The following is a 19,416-nucleotide window of genomic DNA, read 5'->3' on the forward strand; positions in this document are numbered from 1 at the left end:
ACCTCTTATTCTGCGGGAGCAGGCCGTCTGTCCTCGCTGAGGAACAGGGTATATTGACCGTTCCACCTGAGGTTTACAGTGCCTGTTTCGCCGTGACGGTTCTTGGCAACGATACATTCCGCAAGGTTAACGTCCTCCACCTTGTCCTTGTTGTAGTAGCCGTCACGGTAGAGGAACATTACGATATCCGCATCCTGCTCGATAGAGCCTGATTCTCTCAGGTCGGAGAGCAGAGGCCGCTTGTCGGGACGTGACTCAACGGAACGTGAAAGCTGTGAAAGGGTGATAACGGGAACGTTCAGCTCCTTTGCCATAAGCTTGAGCTGACGGGTGATATCGGAAATTTCGTTTACACGGTTATCGATGCGCTTGCTGGAGTTCATGAGCTGTAAGTAGTCGATGATAACAAGCCCCACGTTTTTAAGACGTCTGAGCTTTGCTTTCATCTGAACTACGGTGATGCCCGCCGTATCGTCAAGGTACAGGTTCATGCCAGCCATGCGGTCAGCGCCCTGAGCAAGCTTTTCCCAGTCCTTTTCGTCGATGTTGCCCTTGATAAGGTGGTCGCTGGTAACAAGGCTCTCGGCGGAGAGCATACGTGTTACAAGCTGCTCCTTTGACATTTCCAGCGAGAACACCACGACCTCTTTGTCGGTGCTTCTGCGGCACACGTTGGAGGCAATGTTCAGCGCAAATGAAGTTTTTCCCATACCGGGACGGGCAGCAAGGATAAGCAGGTCGGATTTGTTGAGACCGCTTATAACGCTGTCCAGGTCGGCATAGCCTGATTTTGCACCCTGATATTTTTCCTTGTCAGCGCCAGATATTCGGTTCAAGTGGTCATAGGTCTCAAGCAGAACTTCATCTACCTTTGTAAGGCCATCGACCTCCTTGCCCTGCCTGATGTCATATATCATCTGCTCGGCGGAATCAAGTATGACGGAAGCAGGCTCGGCGCTTTCGGTGCAGTTGGAGATTATCTTTTTTGCAGCTTCAGCAAGGGAGCGCAGGTAATATTTTTCCTCGACTATCTTGCAGTAGCTTTCGATGTTTGCAAGGGAGGGAATGCTCTCGGTTATTGCGCCAAGATATTCCTTTCCCGATGCGGAGTCCTCGAAAATGCCCTCCTGAACGGCTTCGTTCAGAACGGTGATAATGTCCGAGTTTACTCCCAGAGTGAACTGTCGGAGGATTATGGAAAAAAGCTCACGGTGCTTTGAAACGTAAAAGCTTTCGGGCTTTACGTAGTTCATAACCGTGCCCAGCAGCTCCGAGTCCAGCAAAACAGCGCCCAGAACGGTCTGTTCGGCTTCTATGCTGTGGGGCATTTCTCTGGCGGAAATATCATCAAATTCCATAAACGCTCTCCTTTACTCTTATTATACGCAGAATTGACGTCGGGAGCACCGACGTCAACGGATATCGGAAATTATGCCTCGACAACACTTACCGTGATCTTTTCGGAAATGCCGGGGTAAAGCTTTATCTCTGCGGTGTAGCCGCCGAATGCCTTTATTTCCATATTGAGTGTTACCTTTTTCTTTTCTACCTTAACGCCCAGCTGCTCAGCGATAGCGTCGGCAACGTGGCCTGCGGTAACTGCTCCGAAGAGCTTTCCGCCTGCGCCTGCCTTGCCCTTGATGGTAACGCTCTTGCCCTTTATCTTAGCGGCGTTGTCGATAGCTTCCTGCTTTGCAACGTCAGCCTTGTGCTGCTCGGAGGATTTCTTTCCGTTAAGGTCGGAGAGGTTCTTTGCGGTAGCTTCAACTGCAAGACCTTTGCCGATAAGGAAATTTCTTGCGTAGCCGTCGGAAACTTCCTTTACTTCGCCCTTTTTGCCTGAGCCTTTAACGTCCTGTACAAAAATTACTTTCATGATTATCTATCCTTTCTTATAGCTTTCTGCAAATTTATGCTGTTTCGGCAGTGCAGTAATTTTTTCTTTGGGGATCCAGCACCAGCTGGAGCATATCCGTTACCGTGCTGCCGAACATTCTCATAAACAGCTCGTCCGAGCCGTTATCAAGCTTGAAATCTATTTCCTCCGCATACAGAGGAATGAAGCACAGCAGATTTATGTAGCTGCCGTCTTTGGTTCGCATGTAGTTCATGCGGTCGCCGTACTTTCCGCCGAAGTCCTTCTCGTCAAGGTGGAGGAAGATAGCGGAGCACAGCTTTGTGCTTTCGTGGAATGGGGTGTTATCCTCGGAATACTGGAGAGTGTGATTGCTTCCTATCCATGTGCCTGAAAGGTGTGGATAGCGTGCCGCCTGCTTTATTGCGGCAAATATCCACCAGAAGCGGTCATAGTCCTTTTGACTGCCCTTTGAAAACTCCGTTTTCCAGTCGGGAGGGAGCAGGCAGAAAAGCTCTGCCCTTTCGTGGGTCTTGCGCAGATCCCATGGAACGTCCTCGCCCATGGTCATGGGCAGGTCGCTCATTCCTGTGGTGAATACCACGTAAAAGGGTCTGTTTTCATCGGGAGCTATGATGTGCAGGTCGATATGCACCTTTTCGGACATAAGCTCATGTATCACACGGTGATCCTCTTCCTTTATATCGAAAAGTTCGGAGAAATGATCCTCGATCTCTTCCATATAAACGGTGGGAGCCACCTTTTTTGTAAGTATCCTGAACATTCCTATTGCTGCATAGATAACTTGTTTTAATCCCATATCTGCTCCTGTCAGCTTATGCTTCTGATGTATTCGTCGATGGCTGCCATAAGCTGCTTCTTGGCGTCGGATACCGAGATATCCTTCAGCTGAGCCGCCGCCATGGTCTGATGACCGCCGCCGCCCAGATGCTCCATGATTATCTGAACGTTCATTATGCCGAAGGAGCGTGCGGAGATGTTTGCGCCTGTGCCTGCCGCATAGATGACAAAGCTTGCGTCAACGCCCTGAATGCCCAGCAGCTCATCGGCTGCCTGAGAAGTGGCAATGCGTATGCCGTCGGAGGAATCCTCGCTGGCAGCAATGGCGCAGCGGTTGTATATCTCTGCTGTTTCGACAAGCTGAGAGCGCTTTATGCCCGTTTCGATGGAGATGGCAAAAAGCCTCTTTACCGCAACGGTGTCCGCACCGAGCTTTTTCAGGTAAGCCGCAGCCTCAAAGGTGCGCACGCCTGTTTTCATAACGAAATCCTTGGTATCCAGCATTATGCCCGCAAGCATTGCGTCGGCGTAATAGCTGGAAAGCTGCTCGTAGCCGAAATACTGAATGACCTCCGCCACCATTTCGCTGGCGGAAGATGCGTATGGCTCGTGGAGGCTGAGAACTGCATTGTCTATGCAGTTAACGACCTGCCTGTGGTGGTCGATGAATACAATGTTCTTTGCTTTTTCGTATATCTGCCTGCTGTCCAGCAGGTCCTTGTTGTTTGTGTCGCAGATGATGAGCAGAGTGTTCTCTGTCATCATTTCAAGGGCGGTTTCCTCGTTTATGATAAGGTCGGAGCCGTCTTCAAGGTTTTCTCTCAGGCGGTCGATTATGGGCATTGCAAGGGTGTGGTCGGTGTCTGAGAACACATAGGCATCTGCGCCTATGGCTCTTATTGCGCCGCACAGACCCGCAGCTGCGCCTATTGCGTCAAGGTCGCCCCATGCGTGGCCCATAAGGATAGTCCTGTCAGCCGCACGGATAAGGCTTATAAGACCCGAGCTGAATATACGTGTCTTTACCTTTGTGCTCTTTTCGATTCCCGAGGAGTTGCCGCCGAAGAAGGTGAAGTCCTTTTCGTCCTTTACAGCTACCTGGTCGCCGCCTCTGCCCTGGGTCATATCCAGCGCCTGACGTGCCATTTCCTCGCTTTCCCTCAGGTTGCTGCCGCCTCTGCCGATACCGATGGAAAGGGTAACTGGAGTATGCTCGGCAACAAGTATCTGATGCACCTTATCGAGAATTGACTTGAACTTTTCCTCTTCAAGCTTTATCAGTTCATTTTCGCTGATTATGGCAAAATAGCGGTCGGAGGATATCTTTTTCATAAGACCGTTGTGCTCTTCAATGAAAGATTCCGCCAGCTTGTCTATCTGCATGGTGATGTGAGCCTTGTCAGAGTCCTTTACCTTGGCAAAAAGCTCGTCGTAGCTGTCGATGAGCAGCATTGCCACCCAGTTTCGGCTGCGTGCATACTCGTTCTTCACGTCGATAAGCTCGCTTACGTCCTGGAAATAAAGGAGGGTAAGCTCGGAGACGGGAGTGTTGCTCTCGTCCTTTTTCTCGGTTGTGACAGCTCTTATCCTGTAGTGGCCTGCGTTATATTCCACTACAGTGTCTATTTTTGAAAATGTTGTTGAAAGGTCGATATCAATGATCTGGCTCAGGTGGACTCCGTAAGCATCAGAAGCGTGTATCTGCTCGGTGAACGCCTTGTTGAACCATATGATTATCCCGTCGCTGTCAACGATAAGTGCGGGAGCGGGGAATTTGTACAGTGAGTCCCTTTCGGTAAGGTTCAGTTGCGATTCCATTTCCGAAACGAAGCTGTGGAGGTTCTGCTCACAGCGGATAAACAGTGCGATGTACGCAAGGCTTATCAGGCATACCACCGCCAGCATGGACCAGAACTTCACCTCGTCCGTGCCTGCCAGTGAAAAGGCGCATGAAACAGCCGCCGCCACGAGGAGCATTGAAACCAGCTTAAAAAGCCGCCAGCCTCTGCCTGTCATTGAATATCACCTGCTTTCGATTTCATATTTCCTCGATAATGGGGAGGATCATGGGATTGCGCTTTGTTTTCATATAAATATAGTCGCTGAGGGAGTCTCTCAGGCTGGACTTGATGCCGTTCCAGTCCCTTACTCCGCCTGCAAGGCAGCTTTCCAGAGTTTTTCTAAGGATATCCCTTGCGGCTTCCATCATTTCCTCGCTCTCACGGACATATACAAAACCTCTTGAAAGAATGTCGGGTCCTGCAAGGATAGTGCCGCTCTCGCTCTCAATAGTGGCAACTACAACGATAAGGCCGTCCTCAGCAAGATGCTTTCTGTCACGGAGCACGATAGAACCAACATCGCCAACGCCCAGACCGTCAACCAGAACTCTGCCTGCCGTTACCTTGCCTGTTATTCTCAGGTCGGTGCCGTCAGTTTCGATAACATCGCCTATGGAGCCGATGATGATATTGCTCTCGGGGATACCGATGGAATTTGCAAGGCCTGCGCTCTTTTTCAGGTGCTTGTACTCGCCGTGAACGGGAATGAAAAATCTGGGGCGGGTGAGAGCCATTATAAGCTTCAGCTCTTCCTGGCACGCATGACCCGAAACGTGAACATCATACATAGATTCGTAAATTACCTCAGCCCCTGCCTTGAGCAGCTCGTTCACAACTCTTGTAACGTACTTCTCGTTGCCGGGGATAGGAGTTGCGCTGATGATGATATAGTCCATGGGTGTGATGGTGACGCTTCTGTGCTCGTTCATCGCCATTCTGGTAAGTGCAGACATAGGCTCGCCCTGGCTGCCTGTGGTGATAAGAACTATCTTCTCGGGAGGATACTTGTTCATAGCCTCCAGATCAATGATAACGCCCTCGGGCACGCTCAGATATCCCAGCTCCATAGCTGTGGAGATAACGTTGAGCATACTTCTTCCGAAAACAGCGACCTTTCTGTCCGTGCGGACAGCGTTGTTGATTATCTGCTGTATTCTGTGGATATTTGAAGCAAATGTCGCAATGATGATACGCTTGCCCTCAGCCTTTGCAAAGAGGTTTTCAAAGGAGCTGCCTACCTTGCGCTCGGAAGCGGTGTGACCGGGCTTCTCGGCATTTGTGGAGTCGGACATGAGTGCAAGAACGCCCCTGTTGCCCAGCTCGCCGAAGCGTGCAAGGTCGATAATTCCGCCCTCAATGGGTGTGAAATCCACCTTGAAGTCTCCTGTGTGGATAACTATTCCCGCAGGAGTGTGGATTGCAAGACCCACAGCGTCGGGGATAGAGTGGTTTACGTGGATAAATTCAACTGCCATGCAGCCCATTTTAACGGTCTGTCTGGGAGTTACAACGTTCAGCTTTGTCTGGCTCAGAAGATTATGCTCCTTGAGCTTGCCCTCGATAAGACCGATGGTAAGACGGGTGGCATAAACGGGGATATTCACCTTTTTCAGCAGATATGCAAGTCCGCCGATGTGGTCCTCATGACCGTGGGTGATAACGATGCCTCTTACCTTGTCGATGTTCTGCTCAACATAGGTGAAATCGGGGATAACAAGGTCAACGCCCGGCATATCGCTGTCTGGGAAAGCAAGACCGCAGTCAACGATGAACATATCGTTTCCGCACTCGAAAACGGTCATGTTCTTGCCTATCTCGTTAAGTCCGCCCAGGGGGATTATTCTAAGGGGTGTGCGCTTTACAGCCCTGTGGTTGGAGTGATAAACAACGTGCTGATACTTTTCCTCGGGAGCAGCCTGCTGATCGTCCCTGTAATTGTTTCTGGGCTGATATCTTCTCTCCTGATTGTAGTTCTTTATCTCCTGATTCTTTCTGCCGTAGGGCTTGCTCTGCTCATAGCTCTTTTCAAAAGCGGTCTTTTCAAAGGTAAAGGGCTGAGCGGGTATCTCAGTTACCGCAGCGTCATTCTGCTGGCGGGGAGCCTTATAATTCTTGTTATAGTTCTTGTTGTAAGGCTTATTGCGGTAAGATCTGTAGCCGTTCTGCTGCTGATATTCCTGATGGGGCTTTTCGGGTGCTTCCGCATTTACATTATTGTTATTATTGCTTGCATTTTCAGCCTGCTGCCTGCCGAAAGCTGCGGCGGAAACTCCCTTGGGAGGGAGAGCGGGGCGGCGGAAAGGCTTCTGATATCTGCTGTAGGATCTGTTATTTGCCGAAGCATTGTTTCTTGCTGTGTTTTCCGATTTTTCAGGCTTCGGAGCAATTCTTTCGCCGTACTCGTTAACGGCGATATCGTTTCCCTTATTCTGGTTTTCTGACAATTTTAAATACCTCATTTCAAATCAATTCATCTGACTGCATATTTATAGCAGGTTTCCAATACATATGGCAGGTTTCCGATAAACGCACATAAAAAACTCTGCCTGTTATTTGTTATTATGTTCGGAGATCACATGGTTAAAACGATCCGACAGCCTGTCCGCATTTATCGGCGCATAAAACATCATACGGAAGCATAACGATCCCTCTTCCGCAAACCAAACAAAAACTATCATTCCCCGCACCATTAAATAACAACAGCAAAAACGGCGGAGACATAATTTCAGCGCACCGCAAAACATCACAAAAAACAGCGGCAATTCAACAATCAATAATCAATCACGGAAATTCCGATAATACCTCACGGGAATATCCGCATAATATCCGAACACAATAATTATTTTTATTATACCGTATCTATCCTGTTTTGTCAAGCAAATTTCTTTTTAACAAAACGCATATATACCGTAAAAGCGCCCTTGTCCGACAGCCTTTTACAGGGTATGATAATGAACGATGATATCCTCGTAGTGACCGTCCTTCATTAAAAATCCGCCCGGGATAACGCCCAGCTGAACAAAGCCCAGCTTCTTGTAAAGCTCCAGGGCAGAGGTGTTTGTGGCAACTACCGCATTGAACTGGAGTATCTTGTAGCCAAGCTCCTTTGCCTTTTTAAGGCAGTCTGTGACAAGCAGCTCGCCTATGTGCTTTCCTCTCATATCGGAGCGCACTGCATAGCTTGCGTTGCAGATATGACCGCATCTGCCCACGTTGTTGGGGTGAAGAATGTACATTCCCACTACCTCGGCTGTATCGGTGTCAAAGGCAACGGCTGTGTAGTCCTGAGAGGCAAAGAACTCCGCTCCCGTGTCGTCATCAAGAGGCTCTGTCTGGGGGAATGCCACGCCGTCCTCAACTACCTTGTTCCATATCATAACTGCCTCGTGAACTTTCTCCGAGGTTATTCTTCTCATCTCGATATTCATTTCAGTATCCTTTCTGCCCAGTCCAGGGCAAGGGCGAACCACTGTGCCGCAGTGGGATTAAGATATCTTTCGTTTCCGTCCTTTATGGTGGTTATGTCGCACATGGCTATTCCGTGACCGCCCTTGGGGAAAATATGCAGTTCAAAGGGAACATTGCTTCCCGACAGCGCCGATGCAAACATCAGGCTGTTTTCCACAGGGACGATGTTGTCGTCCGCACAGTGCCAGATGAATGTGGGGCAAACGTCAGCCGAAACGTGATCTTCCAGCGAAGCGAGCTTCCTAAGCTCTTCCGTGGGAGCAATATTCTGCGCTGATAACGGGTGAGTGTATTTTCCCGCTGTTATCACAGGGTAGCACAGCACCATGCCGTCAGGGCGGATATTTTCTTTAAAAAGCTCCTGATATTTTCCGAAATGCACTCCCAGACTTGCCGCCAGATGACCTCCCGCAGAAAATCCACAGAGGATAACTCTGCCGTCACAGCAAAGCTCATCTGCATGGCTTTTTATATATTCCACCGCAGCGCACAGCTCCAGCAAAGCCGTGGGGAACGGCTTGTTCACGCAGCTGTAGTCCGGCACAAAGCCGTTGTAGCCGTAGGAATACCACCTTGCGGCGCATGGCTCTCCCTCTCGCTTGGAGCAGTGCTCATAGCTTCCGCCGGGGATAGCTATAAGAGCGGGATATTTCCTTTCGGGCTGGCTGTCGTGGATAATGCAGGTGAGGGTGGGGGAAAGACCTTCACTGTTTAGTCCTGCCTTTTCGTATGGCGGTGTAAGGGGGATCGTTTTCGTTATCATAAGCCCACGCTTTCTCTGAGAGCTTCTATAAGACCTTCCACACGCCATACGTGGTTTGTGCGGTCATATACCTCGCCGTTATCCCACAGGAATGTGCGTATTCCCATATCATAGCAGGTCTTTGAGACTGCAGAGGCGAATTTCACCTTGCTCTCGGGCTGAACTCCATTATTGAAGCCGTACTCTCCGATGATAACGGGAACGCCCTTGTCAACGAAGTTTTCTTTCAGCTTGTTCATGTTCCTTTCAAGCTCCTTAACATCAGCCTCGCTGCCCCATGTCATCTTTTTGTTGATGATGCAGAACTCCCAGGGAGTGTAGTAATGAACGGAAAGAATAAGATTATTTGCAGGGTCTGCGGGCATCTGATAGCGGCTGTCGCAGGTCTTTGCGATATCCGTCCAGTAGCCTGCAATAAGCAGGGGACGGGTTGCGTTGTAGCCTCCGCTTGCTCTTACCAGATCGACAAACTGCTGATTTATCTTGTTCAGAAGCGCATATGCGTCGTCCTGAGGGAGGTCGTCAAAGCCTATCTCGTTGGCGCTCTCCATAATAAGGCGGTCGTCATACTCGGAAAACTCTGCGCATATCTGCTTCCAGAGAGCATTATATTTTTCGCTGAATTTGTCATAATCCTCCGATGCGCTGCGTACCCATGCGCCGAACTTGCTGTCGTCTCCGCCGTCGTGGTGAATGTTTATGATAACGTACATATCAAGGTCGTAGGCGTAGTTCACAACTTCCTTGACACGGTTCATCCAGTCCTCATCTACTTTGTAGTCGGGAGCGTCGCCCAGATGGTCACGCCAGGTAATAGGTATTCTCACGGCGTTTATTCCGTCAGCTTTCAGTGCCTCAAAAAGTGAGCTGTCGGTCATGGGATTGCCCCACAGCGTCTCGTCAACGATGCCGTTTTCGGGAACATCGTTGATGATGCCGTCACCGTCTCTGTCGGCGGCGCACACGTCAAGGGTGTTGCCCAGGTTCCAGCCTATCTTCATATTGCTGACTATATCGGCAGAGCTGCGGGAGCTGTAGTCCTTTGGCTCAGTCGTATCAGCCCCACAGGAGGTAAAGAGCATTGCCGCAGACATTACAGCGGCTGCCAGTCGGAAGAGCTTCATATTATCAGTCCTTTTTATTATCAGAAAAGTTTAAGGCATCTTTTCTCGAACATTTCCTGAAGTGCGCAGAGAATGCCCATTCTGCCTGTTGCGTAGGTAAGTCCGCCCTGAACATAAGCCGCATAGGGCTCACGGAGAGGAGCATCGGCGGAAAGCTCGATGGAAGCGCCGTTGTTGAATGCGCCTGCCGCCATGATCACCTGGCTGTCGTAGCCGGGCATATCCCAAGGCTCGGGAGCAACAAAGCTGTCAACAGGGGAGCCTTTCTGAACGCCCTGACAGAATGCGATGAGATTTTCGGGATTTTTCATAAGCACTGCTGTGATGATATCTCCTCTTGGCTCATTGGGCTTGGGGAAGCACTCAAAGCCCAGCTGTGTCATTATCGCAGCGGTGAATGTAGCTGTTTTGAGAGCGTTTGCCACTACCTCGGGAGCAAAGAAAAGTCCCTGATACATACGCTTGTTCTGGTCAAGAGAGCAGCCTGCTTCTCTTCCCACGCCTGGGCAGGTGAGCCTGTAGGAGCACTGCTCCACCAGCTTCTTTGTTCCTGCGATATATCCGCCTGTTTCGGCGATCCCGCCGCCCGGGTTCTTGATAAGTGAGCCGACGATGATATCGGCACCTGCGGAAACAGGCTCGGTCTTTTCGGTAAATTCACCGTAGCAGTTATCTACCATTACGATGATATCTGGGTTTGCGCCCTTTGCAGCCTTTACTATCTCGGCAATGTCGCTTACGGTAAGGGAGGGACGGAGGCTGTAGCCTCTTGAACGCTGGATATAAGCAAGCTTTGCGCCCTTTACCTTCTGGAATATCTCCGCAACGTTGGGCTTGCCCTCGGGGGTAAGGTCAACCTGCTCATATTCCACGCCGTAGTCAGCCAGAGAGCCGTTGCCCGAACCTCTCAGACCGATGACCTCTTCAAGAGTATCGTAGGGTCTGCCTGTAAGGGATACCATTCTGTCGCCCTTTCTAAGCAGTCCGAACAGCGCAATGGTGAGAGCATGTGTGCCCGAAACTATGCTGTGGCGCACAAGAGCGTCCTCAGCGCCCACTGCCTGAGCAAAAACAGCGTCAAGGGTGTCTCTGCCCACGTCGCCGTAGCCGTAGCCCGAGCTGCCCTTCATGCAGACATCGCTTACCTTGTTGTCGATAAAAGCTTTCAGTACCTTTTCGCCGTTGTATCGTGCTGTGCGGTCGATCTCCTTGAATGCAGCCTCGCAGGATTCCTCTGCCTTTGCAGCCGCTTTAAGTATTCTTTCTTCAATTTCAAAGCCCTTCTGAACAACGGGCTTGGGGTCAAATATTTCAGCCATCAGAATTTTCCTTTCATGTGTTATCTTTTTTTATAAGTATGATATCATCATCTGTGAGCTTGAAGCCCAGCTTTGTGTAAAAATCTGCCAGCTCCTCATAGCACCACAGATAGCCTTCAATTTTGTAGCGGGACAGCATGGCGGCAATGTGCTTTAAAAGCCCCGACGCTCCGCCATGTCCTCTTGCGGCGGGAAGTGTTGCCACGCTTGAGATATATGCCTTTCCGTTGAGGCAGAACTCAATATTTGCGCAGGAAGCGGACTTGTACGTGAACGCCCTTGACACCTCGTGCCTTATCCTGTGGGACATATCCGCATACCACAGGTCGTATTGCAGCCCCTGAAAGCTGCTGTTCAGGATAATGAACATCTGCTGGAGAGATACGGGCTTGTCAACGCCCTTTACAAATTCCTTTTCGTCAAAATCCTTGTCGGGCACCATTCTGAAAAGCAGGCGCTTTTTCTGCTCATATCCCTCTATGGCCAGATGATTTCCCGTATATCTGGGGCATTCCACCGTCTGGGGAGCGTTTATGCGGATAAAATCCGCCAGCTCGTCTTCATTTATCAGGCTGCCGCCCAGCACTGCGGCGGAGTTATACAGCAGGATATTTCCCCATGTAAGCCCCTCGTTTACGGAATATAGCCTGCAAAAATCGTAGCTCATTCCGTAGGCATTTACCGCGGCCTCAATTTTACCGCAGTAATAGTCGTCAGTCAGTCTCAGTTCGGAGCGCTCGTATGCCCGCAATATCATTGAATGTCCCTTACCTTTCAGATCTCGGAGTCAAGTATCTTATCCGCCATTGCGCAGGCAAGGGCAAATGTATCGAAGTAGTCGTTTTCGTCTATAACGCAGCAGGGGGTGTGCAGATATCGGCAGGGAACGGATATTGCTATCGTTCTCACGCCGCTGCGGCTGATGTGAATTGCGCCGCTGTCGTTTCCGCCTGCGATGAGTGTTTTTGTCTGCCAGCCGATGCTGTTGTCCTTTGCGATTTCCTGCGACAGGTCAAAAAGCTTCCTGTCATAAACGGTGGAGCGGTCCATATAGGATACCACGGGGCCTTTTCCCAGCAGGCAGCAGCGCTTGTCGCCCTCGGAAAGGGGAATATCCGCCGCTGTGGTAGCTTCGAGCACTATGGCAAAATCGGGAGCGGCATAAAATGCTGCCGTCCTTGCGCCTCTGAGACCTATCTCTTCCTGGGTCACAAAGGTAAATGTGCAGTCGTACTCGGGAATATCCTCCAGTATCATTGCAATCATTACCGCACAGCCTGCACGGTCGTCTATTGCCTTGGAGCGCACATAGCCGTCCTGCGAAAGGGCATATCCGCAGGTGTAATAAGCATAATCGCCTGGGCGGATAAATTTCTCGGCTTCCGCCTTGTCCTTTGCGCCGATGTCGATGTAAAGCCCGTCGAATTTAGGGGGAGCTTTTCTCTCGTCCTCGGTCATGTTGTGAACAGCCTTGGAGCCCACAGAGCCGTAAATGCCGTTTTCGGTCATTACCTGCCTGCCGATAACAGCGTCCGCCTCAACGCCGCCCACACAGTTGAAAGCCAGCGTTCCGTCGGAGTTTATCCCTGTGATGATAAGCCCCACCTCGTCCATGTGGGCGGATATCATAAGCTTCTTTTCGGGCGTTTTTCTGCCCTTGTATTCTGCCACTATGCAGCCCGAGGGGAGTATGGTGCAGCTGCACTTGTCTCTTATTTTATCGAGGATATATTCACGTACATTATCTTCTCGTCCCGAAGCGCCGTTTATCTCGCACAGCTCTTTTAAGAGAGTGCGCAGCAGTTCCTTGTTGATGTTCATATTGCGCCCTCCTTTAAAAATGCAGTTATAAGCTTTGCGGTAAGGATAACGTCCTCTGCGTCGATTACCTCGGCAGGGGTGTGCATATATCTGAGGGGTATGGACAGGGTGACTGCCCTTGAGCCGCAGCGGTTTACGGAAAATCTGTCCGCATTGGTTCCCGTAGTGCCGTTCATCACCTCATACTGGAATGGGATATTGTTCTTTTCGGCATATTCGGTGAACCACTTTGAAAGCCTGCGGTCAAGAGAGGGAGCATAGCCTATCATACAGCCCTTTGCCATTTCTCCGCACTTTCTGGGATTTTCGCCCATGCTCATGGCAAAGCTTACATCTACCGCAATGGAAATATCGGGATCAACTTCAAATGCGCCTATGCAGGCACCCCTTTCGCCCAGCTCCTCCTGAGTGGAGAACATTACCGTAAAGGTAAAGGGCAGCTCATCATACTTTCCGCCCAGAGCATCAACAGCCGCAATTATGCAGGCAATTCCGCAGCGGTCATCAAGAGCCGCTCCGCATATCCTGCCGCTGTCCGGGATAAGCTCGTGGCAGGGGGAGTCAAATGAAATGCCGTCGCCCGGGTGAATGAGCTTTCGTGCCCTTGCGGGGGAAAGCATGGTGTCAATATATATCTGATCCTTATCCATTACGGAGCTGTCTTTTTTCAGGTGAGGGGGCAGGGTGCAGATAACTCCGCAGATGTCCTCTTCTCCGTGAATGATGACCCTCTGTGCAGGAAATATTCTTCTGTCGAGACCGCCGAGGCAGTCTGCCTTTACAAAGCCCTCCTCGGTGATGTATGTGGCAATGAGACCCACCCTGTCAAGGTGAGCGTCAATGAGCACATGGGGCTTTTCGGGGGAGCGGCTGCCGAAGTGGGCGAGTACGTTGCCGTTTTTTATCTCAGCATTGCAGGTGTAGCGGCTCATGATGTCACGGCACAGCTGAGCCACAGGCTCCTCACTGCCCGAAACGCCCCTGCAGTCCGCTATCTGCTTTATAAGAGATGTAAGTTCCTTTTTATCCATAGTTTTCCTTACTTTTCCTTTCTTATAACGCATTGACAAGGCTCTTGAAGTGGTTTCCTCTGTCCTCGAACATTCTGTACATATCAAAGCTTGCGCAGGCAGGGGAAAGGGAAACGATGTCGCCCTCCTTTGCCTTTGCCCTTGCGGTGTTAACAGCTTCCGCCATGTCGTTTACGATGATTATTTCAAGGCCGCTGTCAGCAAACTTGGAAGATGCCTCCACAGCTGCCTTTATCTTTTCCTTGGTCTGACCCATAAGGATAAGGAGCTTTACCTTTTCGCATACCAGGTCTGCCATAGGCTCAAAGGAAATGCCCTTGTCGGAGCCGCCCATTATCATTATCTGCTTCTGGGGGAAGGTGTTGAGGCAGGCGATAACTCTTGTGGGGCTTGATGCGATGGAGTTGTTGTAGTATTTTACGCCGTCCAGCTCCCTTACAAATTCGATACGGTGCTCAACGCCGCCGAATTCCTTTGCTATCTTTCTCACGGTCTCGGGCTTTACTTTTCCCCATGTGACTGCAATGGCGGTGAGGTAATTTTCAACGTTGTGCATACCGGGTATCTTGATATCCTTCATGTCAAGTATCTCGGTGACTTTGCCGTAGTCATTGTAGCAGAGCATACCGTTATCAGCCAGGAATGCGCCGTTTTCGGGCTTTTCAAAGCGGCTGAAATATGCAAGCTGACCTCTCACCAGAGGGGAAAGGTCACGGGCAGTTTCGTTGTCGTAGCTCAGCACTGCTCTTGAAAAGGCATTCTGATGAAGCAGCAGATTTGCCTTTGAATCAATGTATTCCTGCATATCCTTGTGGACGTTCAGGTGGTTGGGGCGGATATTTGTGATAGCCGCCACATCGGGGGACTTCCTCATGGAAATGAGCTGGAAGCTGGAAAGCTCCACAACAGCCGCATCGTCATCCTTTACCTCCTCGATGATAGGGAGCAGCGCACGGCCGATGTTTCCGCCCTTGTGAACGGTAACGCCCTCGGCTGCCAGCAGCTCGGCGATGATGGTGGTAGTGGTGGTCTTTCCGTCGGAGCCTGTCACTGCGTAGATGGGGCAGGGACAAAGGTCGAAGAATACCTCCATTTCGGAAGTGACGGCAGTGCCGTGAAGCCTTGCCTGAGTAAGTGTTTCATTATTATAGTACATTCCGGGGGTACGGAAAACAACGTCATATTTTCCCTCTGCCATGCCGTCAAGGTAGCTTTCTCCGAGAGAAAAGGCAGCACCTGCGGCTTTAAGCTCCTCGTATTCCTTCATCTGCTCCGCAGTTTTCTTGTCGCATACGGTAACGTTCAGCCCCTTTTTCAGAAAGAGCTTGATAAGGTCGGTGTGGCTGACACCCACGCCTATGAACGCTATTTTTTTATCCTTCATATTTTCAAAAAAGATCTCGGCTTTCGTTCTCATATTCAAAAAGTCCTCCATATAAAAATAGTAACTCACAATATATTATACTACTGTTTTCCCAAAATGGCAATAGATTTTATTTATAAATTCCTGTACATGGAAATATACGGTCTTATACATATCCTGGCGGGTAAAGCATCACAATGCCGCAAAATATACAATTTATTGCTTAAATATTTTATGCCAATATTTCTCCTGACTGTTGAAAATGACGGAAAAATATGATATAATTATTTCATATGTATGACTACACTGGATTTCTGCCCCGAAAGCAGAGCAGTGGAGTATCAGTTTCAGGTTTGAAAGGTTGTAAAAAAAATGAGCTACAAAAACGATTTTATCAAATTCATGGCAGACTGCGGCGTGCTGACCTTCGGTGATTTCACCCTCAAGAGCGGCAGAAAGGCCCCCTATTTCATCAATACGGGCAACTATAAAACAGGCGCACAGCTGGCAAAGCTTGGCGGCTTCTATGCAGACTGCATCATGGAGCATAATATCGACGTTGAGTGCCTTTTCGGCCCCGCATACAAGGGTATCCCCCTTGCTTCCTGTGCAGCCATCGCTCTGGCGGAGAAATATAACAAGGACGTAAGCTTTTGCTTCGACCGCAAGGAAGTAAAGGATCACGGCGAGGGCGGCCTTTTCGTAGGCAAGCAGCCTGCAAAGGGTGAAAAGGTCGTTATCATCGAGGACGTTATGACCTCAGGCAAGGCTCTCAAGGAAGTATATCCCAAGCTCAAGGACGCTGCCGATGTTGATATCACAGGCATGATAATCACCGTTGACAGAATGGAAAAGGCTCTTGATACCGAGCTTTCCGCCGTTCAGCAGGCTTATAAGGATTACGGCATCAGAGTATATTCCATCGTTAACATCAACGACATCATCGCAGCTATCGAGGAGGGCGTTGTTGACGGCAAGGAGTACCTTGAAAAGATGAGGGAATACCGCAAGACCTATGGAGTAAACTGATTCAGGAGTAAAATATATCTTAAAAAATTAAACCGAAAGGACTGTCTTGATAAATGAGCGTACGTTTTGACCTTACAGCGATCACACCCCAGCTTATGGATGCAGTTATCTACATGGATAATTCTCCGTCCTATGCAGCTTTCAAGGAGGAGATAGAGGCTATCCTCAGCGACTTCAACGCAACGGGACATCTTTCCTCTTCATGGAAGATAAACGAGCAGGAGCTTACCGAAAAATCCGAGGACACCCTCAAAAATATGCACCGTGCATATCTTATCTGGTCCTACAACGAGGAGCAGAAGAACGGCGCTGACCCCGACTGCTGCTGCGCAGTTTTCACAAAGCTTTTCTTCAAGTCACAGGCTGATACCATAATCGCCCTCAACGGCGGCAGGGAAACTGTTGGCTGCGACGAGGCCAAAGCACTTATCGAAAGCTTCAAGAACGAGATAAACTCAAATCCCGCAGTTTTTCAGTCCGTTAAGGACTTCTTCAAGGGCTACATATACGGATATTTCTTCAACTACCTGAACGAAGCTGGCATTATGAAGAAATACGCTGAGATGCTGGCTTATCTGGGCGTAATGTCCAACAAGGTTCCCACCAGCGTTTCCGAGCAGCAGAAGATACTGCCAAAGATGGCAATGCTCCTCTCAAATGACCGCTTCAAGTACCTCAACGGCTTTGTTCCCCGTAAGCTGATGATGGATATCGTGTTCAGCAGAATTGAGTTTGCTACCCTTTCCGACAGCGAAAAGGCTCTTGTAAAGCAGAGAATTGAAGCATATATCACCTCCAAGTACAAGACCGACAAGGAGGACGATGTTCAGCTTCTTGCCGATGATGTTACCGTTTCCTTTGCGGCTGACTATTTCGGAAGCTACACCAACGTTCCCGCATTCTGCGAGGACCTTTACCGCAAGTGCACCAGCGGCGTAAGAACATTCCTTGACTGCGACCGTGACGATACAGGCGATTACAGCGCTGCAAAGCTTGCAGAGCTTACCTCCGCAAAGTGCGCTGTTGATTACAACAGCTTCTACACCACAGAAAAGGCTCCCTGCAACGATACAGCTCTCGGCGGAACAGACCTTTGCTGGAAGTATCCCGTTATTTTCAGGGACGCTGATGCTTACTGGTTCGCACCCGTTTATGAGGAGCTTATCTACCCCGTTCTTGATGCTGATATCTACGAGAACGTAGGCGAGGGCGGAATCCCAAGCGGAACATTCCCCTTTGCGGACGAGGCTTTCAGAACCAACACTATCCGCACCGCAGCAGGCATTTCCGACAGCCGCCTTTCCGTAAGAAAGGACAGACTGGCAGTCCTGGAGCAGCTCAAGCGTCTTGAGACCGAGGGCAGTATGTCCGCAAGAGACAGAAAGATGCTCATGCTGGAGCAGATGCTTTGTCTGGTATCCGGCAACTGCAGCGAGGCAAAGTATAAGGCACTTATTACCGAGAACGTGTTCGGCACAGGCCTTTACGAGGAATATATCCGCTACAGAATGGATCTGCTGGTAAACAACGCTCTCAGCAGCCTTGAAGCCAAGAAGGTTCTTCTTGACGAGATAAACAAGATCGGCTGAGAATAATAATGATAAAAAAGCCTCCGTACATTTCTATGTGAGATGTACGGAGGCTTTTTTGCGTAAAAGGCTTTTTGCTAAATTATAAGCGTAAATACAGTTCTGCTTTCATCGCTTTCGGCAGTGATACTGCCGCCGTGCTTTTCGGCAACGGTCTTTGCAATGGCAAGACCCAGCCCGAAACCGCCTGTGTCCCTGCTGCGGGAAGCGTCTGTGCGGTAATAGCGGTCAAATATCCGCTGCAAGTCCTCTTTCGGTATGGGCTTGCCCTGATTTTCCACAGTGAGCTTGGCTTTCCCTCTGCTCTTTTTCAGCCGAACCGTGATTTCGGAATGCTCCGACGAGTGGGAAACTGCGTTGTCGATAAGAATGTTTATGGTGCGTGTAAGGCTTTCCTTATCGCCCTTTACGGTAACATTCGGCTCAATGTCAGTGATAAGGGTCTTGCCTTTTTCAAATGCCACCGCTTCCATGGCGAGGCAGGCACCCTCTGCGGCTTCGGACAGGTCAAGCTCCGCCATGACAGTCTTGCTGTCGGTGCGCTCCTCTCGGGCAATGTACAGCATTTCGTTTATCAGGCGGGACATTTTGTCCGCTTCCGAGCGGATATATCCGAACCATTTTCCCTGCTCCGCAACGGTCTCATCGGGGTTTGAAGTGATAACGTCCAGATTTGCGGATATGACCGCCAGCGGAGTTTTCAGCTCGTGGGAGGCATTGGAGAAAAACACCCTCTGCCTGTTCCATGCGTCCTCAATCGGCGTTACTGCCCATTTTGACAGCAGCACCGACAATAAAAACAGCACCACCAGCGACAGCGCAAATATACCTGCCAGTATCACCAGCAAACGGGTCATTGTGGAGACTTCGTTTGTGCGGTCCAGCAGGACTATCACCTTTCCGCTGTCCTTGTCACGCATCTCATAGCGGTAGGATATGCCGTCAACGGAGATTATGCCTTTCTGATTGCCATTTGAGAGTATGTTTTCTGCCGCCGCATGAGCCGCAGCGTCCATATTGTCCTCGTCCTCCGAGCCGTAAAGCTGCTGGCTGCGGAAGATATCGGTTATCATTCCGCTGCTGTCCACGGTAACGGATATCCAGCCTGTGGAGATATCATCTGTTCTGTCACGTGTCTGACGTGTCCTTTGCGGAAAGAAAAAGCTGTCGAAATGGATATCACCCTCAAAATCCTTTGGCGGCTCTTCGATGCCGTCAGGGGGCGACTGAGGGGGCGGGTCGGTGTTGTCTTTGTGCATTTCAAGGTTCATGGCGAAATTGATTATGCGGTCGGTGTTCATATTTTCCGAGCGGTACATTGACACATACACCGACCCGAGAACGATGAGCATTACCGTTCCCAGCAGGCTCATAAGCACAGCGGTGAAGCGCCTTCGCAGATGTTTTATCAT

At 50.0% G+C, this 19,416-nt stretch carries 16 protein-coding genes; 2 read left to right on the forward strand and 14 right to left on the reverse strand.

Translation table 11 applies throughout. From position 1 onward, the window contains the following. Window positions 1–5: 5 nt before the first annotated feature. The 13 genes from dnaB to murD all read right to left on the reverse strand — a co-directional run bounded on the left by dnaB (window position 6) and on the right by murD (window position 15,440). Entirely contained in the window at window positions 6–1,358 is a 1,353-nt protein-coding gene (dnaB, locus tag OCV68_RS09015; protein WP_022474714.1) for a replicative DNA helicase, read from the reverse strand. A 71-nt stretch (window positions 1,359–1,429) separates the two neighbouring features. Then, a complete protein-coding gene (gene rplI / locus OCV68_RS09020; protein ID WP_022474715.1) occupies window positions 1,430–1,876 on the reverse strand; it encodes a 50S ribosomal protein L9 in 447 nt (148 codons plus the stop codon). A gap of 34 nt (window positions 1,877–1,910) precedes the next feature. Beyond that, complete coding sequence (locus OCV68_RS09025; protein WP_262572121.1) at window positions 1,911–2,675, reverse strand: suppressor of fused domain protein; 765 nt, start codon at window positions 2,673–2,675, stop codon at window positions 1,911–1,913. Window positions 2,676–2,686: 11 nt separating this feature from the next. Beyond that, window positions 2,687–4,672 carry a DHH family phosphoesterase gene (locus OCV68_RS09030; RefSeq protein ID WP_147621897.1) on the reverse strand — a complete coding sequence of 662 codons (1,986 nt, stop codon included), beginning with the start codon at window positions 4,670–4,672 and terminating at the stop codon, window positions 2,687–2,689. 22 nt (window positions 4,673–4,694) lie between these two features. Next, complete coding sequence (locus tag OCV68_RS09035) at window positions 4,695–6,476, reverse strand: ribonuclease J (protein WP_394803507.1); 1,782 nt, start codon at window positions 6,474–6,476, stop codon at window positions 4,695–4,697. Window positions 6,477–7,433: 957 nt separating this feature from the next. Continuing rightward, window positions 7,434–7,925: a GNAT family N-acetyltransferase gene (locus OCV68_RS09040; protein ID WP_262572123.1), complete on the reverse strand. Its 492-nt coding sequence runs from the start codon at window positions 7,923–7,925 to the stop codon at window positions 7,434–7,436. Further along, on the reverse strand, window positions 7,922–8,728 hold the full coding sequence (locus OCV68_RS09045) for an alpha/beta hydrolase (protein ID WP_262572125.1): 807 nt from the start codon (window positions 8,726–8,728) through the stop codon (window positions 7,922–7,924). The genes OCV68_RS09040 and OCV68_RS09045 overlap by 4 nt, the downstream gene beginning before the upstream one ends. Then, a complete protein-coding gene (locus OCV68_RS09050; RefSeq protein ID WP_262572126.1) occupies window positions 8,725–9,852 on the reverse strand; it encodes a glycoside hydrolase family 5 protein in 1,128 nt (375 codons plus the stop codon). Before OCV68_RS09050 ends, OCV68_RS09045 begins: the two co-directional genes overlap by 4 nt. A gap of 20 nt (window positions 9,853–9,872) precedes the next feature. Then, window positions 9,873–11,171, reverse strand: a complete 1,299-nt coding sequence (locus OCV68_RS09055) for a methionine gamma-lyase family protein (protein ID WP_022474722.1) — start codon at window positions 11,169–11,171, stop codon at window positions 9,873–9,875. Window positions 11,172–11,184: 13 nt separating this feature from the next. Further along, window positions 11,185–11,928, reverse strand: a complete 744-nt coding sequence (locus tag OCV68_RS09060; RefSeq protein WP_147621892.1) for a GNAT family N-acetyltransferase — start codon at window positions 11,926–11,928, stop codon at window positions 11,185–11,187. 17 nt (window positions 11,929–11,945) lie between these two features. Continuing rightward, window positions 11,946–12,992 carry a M42 family metallopeptidase gene (locus OCV68_RS09065; protein ID WP_262572127.1) on the reverse strand — a complete coding sequence of 349 codons (1,047 nt, stop codon included), beginning with the start codon at window positions 12,990–12,992 and terminating at the stop codon, window positions 11,946–11,948. Further along, a complete protein-coding gene (locus OCV68_RS09070) occupies window positions 12,989–14,023 on the reverse strand; it encodes a M42 family metallopeptidase (protein WP_022474725.1) in 1,035 nt (344 codons plus the stop codon). Before OCV68_RS09070 ends, OCV68_RS09065 begins: the two co-directional genes overlap by 4 nt. Window positions 14,024–14,045: 22 nt before the next feature. Further along, a complete protein-coding gene (murD, locus tag OCV68_RS09075) occupies window positions 14,046–15,440 on the reverse strand; it encodes a UDP-N-acetylmuramoyl-L-alanine--D-glutamate ligase (RefSeq protein ID WP_147621889.1) in 1,395 nt (464 codons plus the stop codon). A 318-nt stretch (window positions 15,441–15,758) separates the two neighbouring features. Between murD and pyrE the strand changes: the two genes are divergently transcribed. Then, complete coding sequence (gene pyrE, locus OCV68_RS09080; protein WP_022474727.1) at window positions 15,759–16,415, forward strand: orotate phosphoribosyltransferase; 657 nt, start codon at window positions 15,759–15,761, stop codon at window positions 16,413–16,415. 53 nt (window positions 16,416–16,468) lie between these two features. Further along, complete coding sequence (locus OCV68_RS09085; protein WP_022474728.1) at window positions 16,469–18,004, forward strand: hypothetical protein; 1,536 nt, start codon at window positions 16,469–16,471, stop codon at window positions 18,002–18,004. Window positions 18,005–18,081: 77 nt separating this feature from the next. On the opposite strand, the gene OCV68_RS09090 is transcribed toward OCV68_RS09085, so the two are convergent. Next, window positions 18,082–19,416, reverse strand: a complete 1,335-nt coding sequence (locus tag OCV68_RS09090; protein ID WP_262572129.1) for a sensor histidine kinase — start codon at window positions 19,414–19,416, stop codon at window positions 18,082–18,084.

The sequence above is a fragment of the Huintestinicola butyrica genome (genome assembly GCF_025567215.1).
GTDB classification, from domain to species: domain Bacteria; phylum Bacillota; class Clostridia; order Oscillospirales; family Ruminococcaceae; genus Huintestinicola; species Huintestinicola butyrica.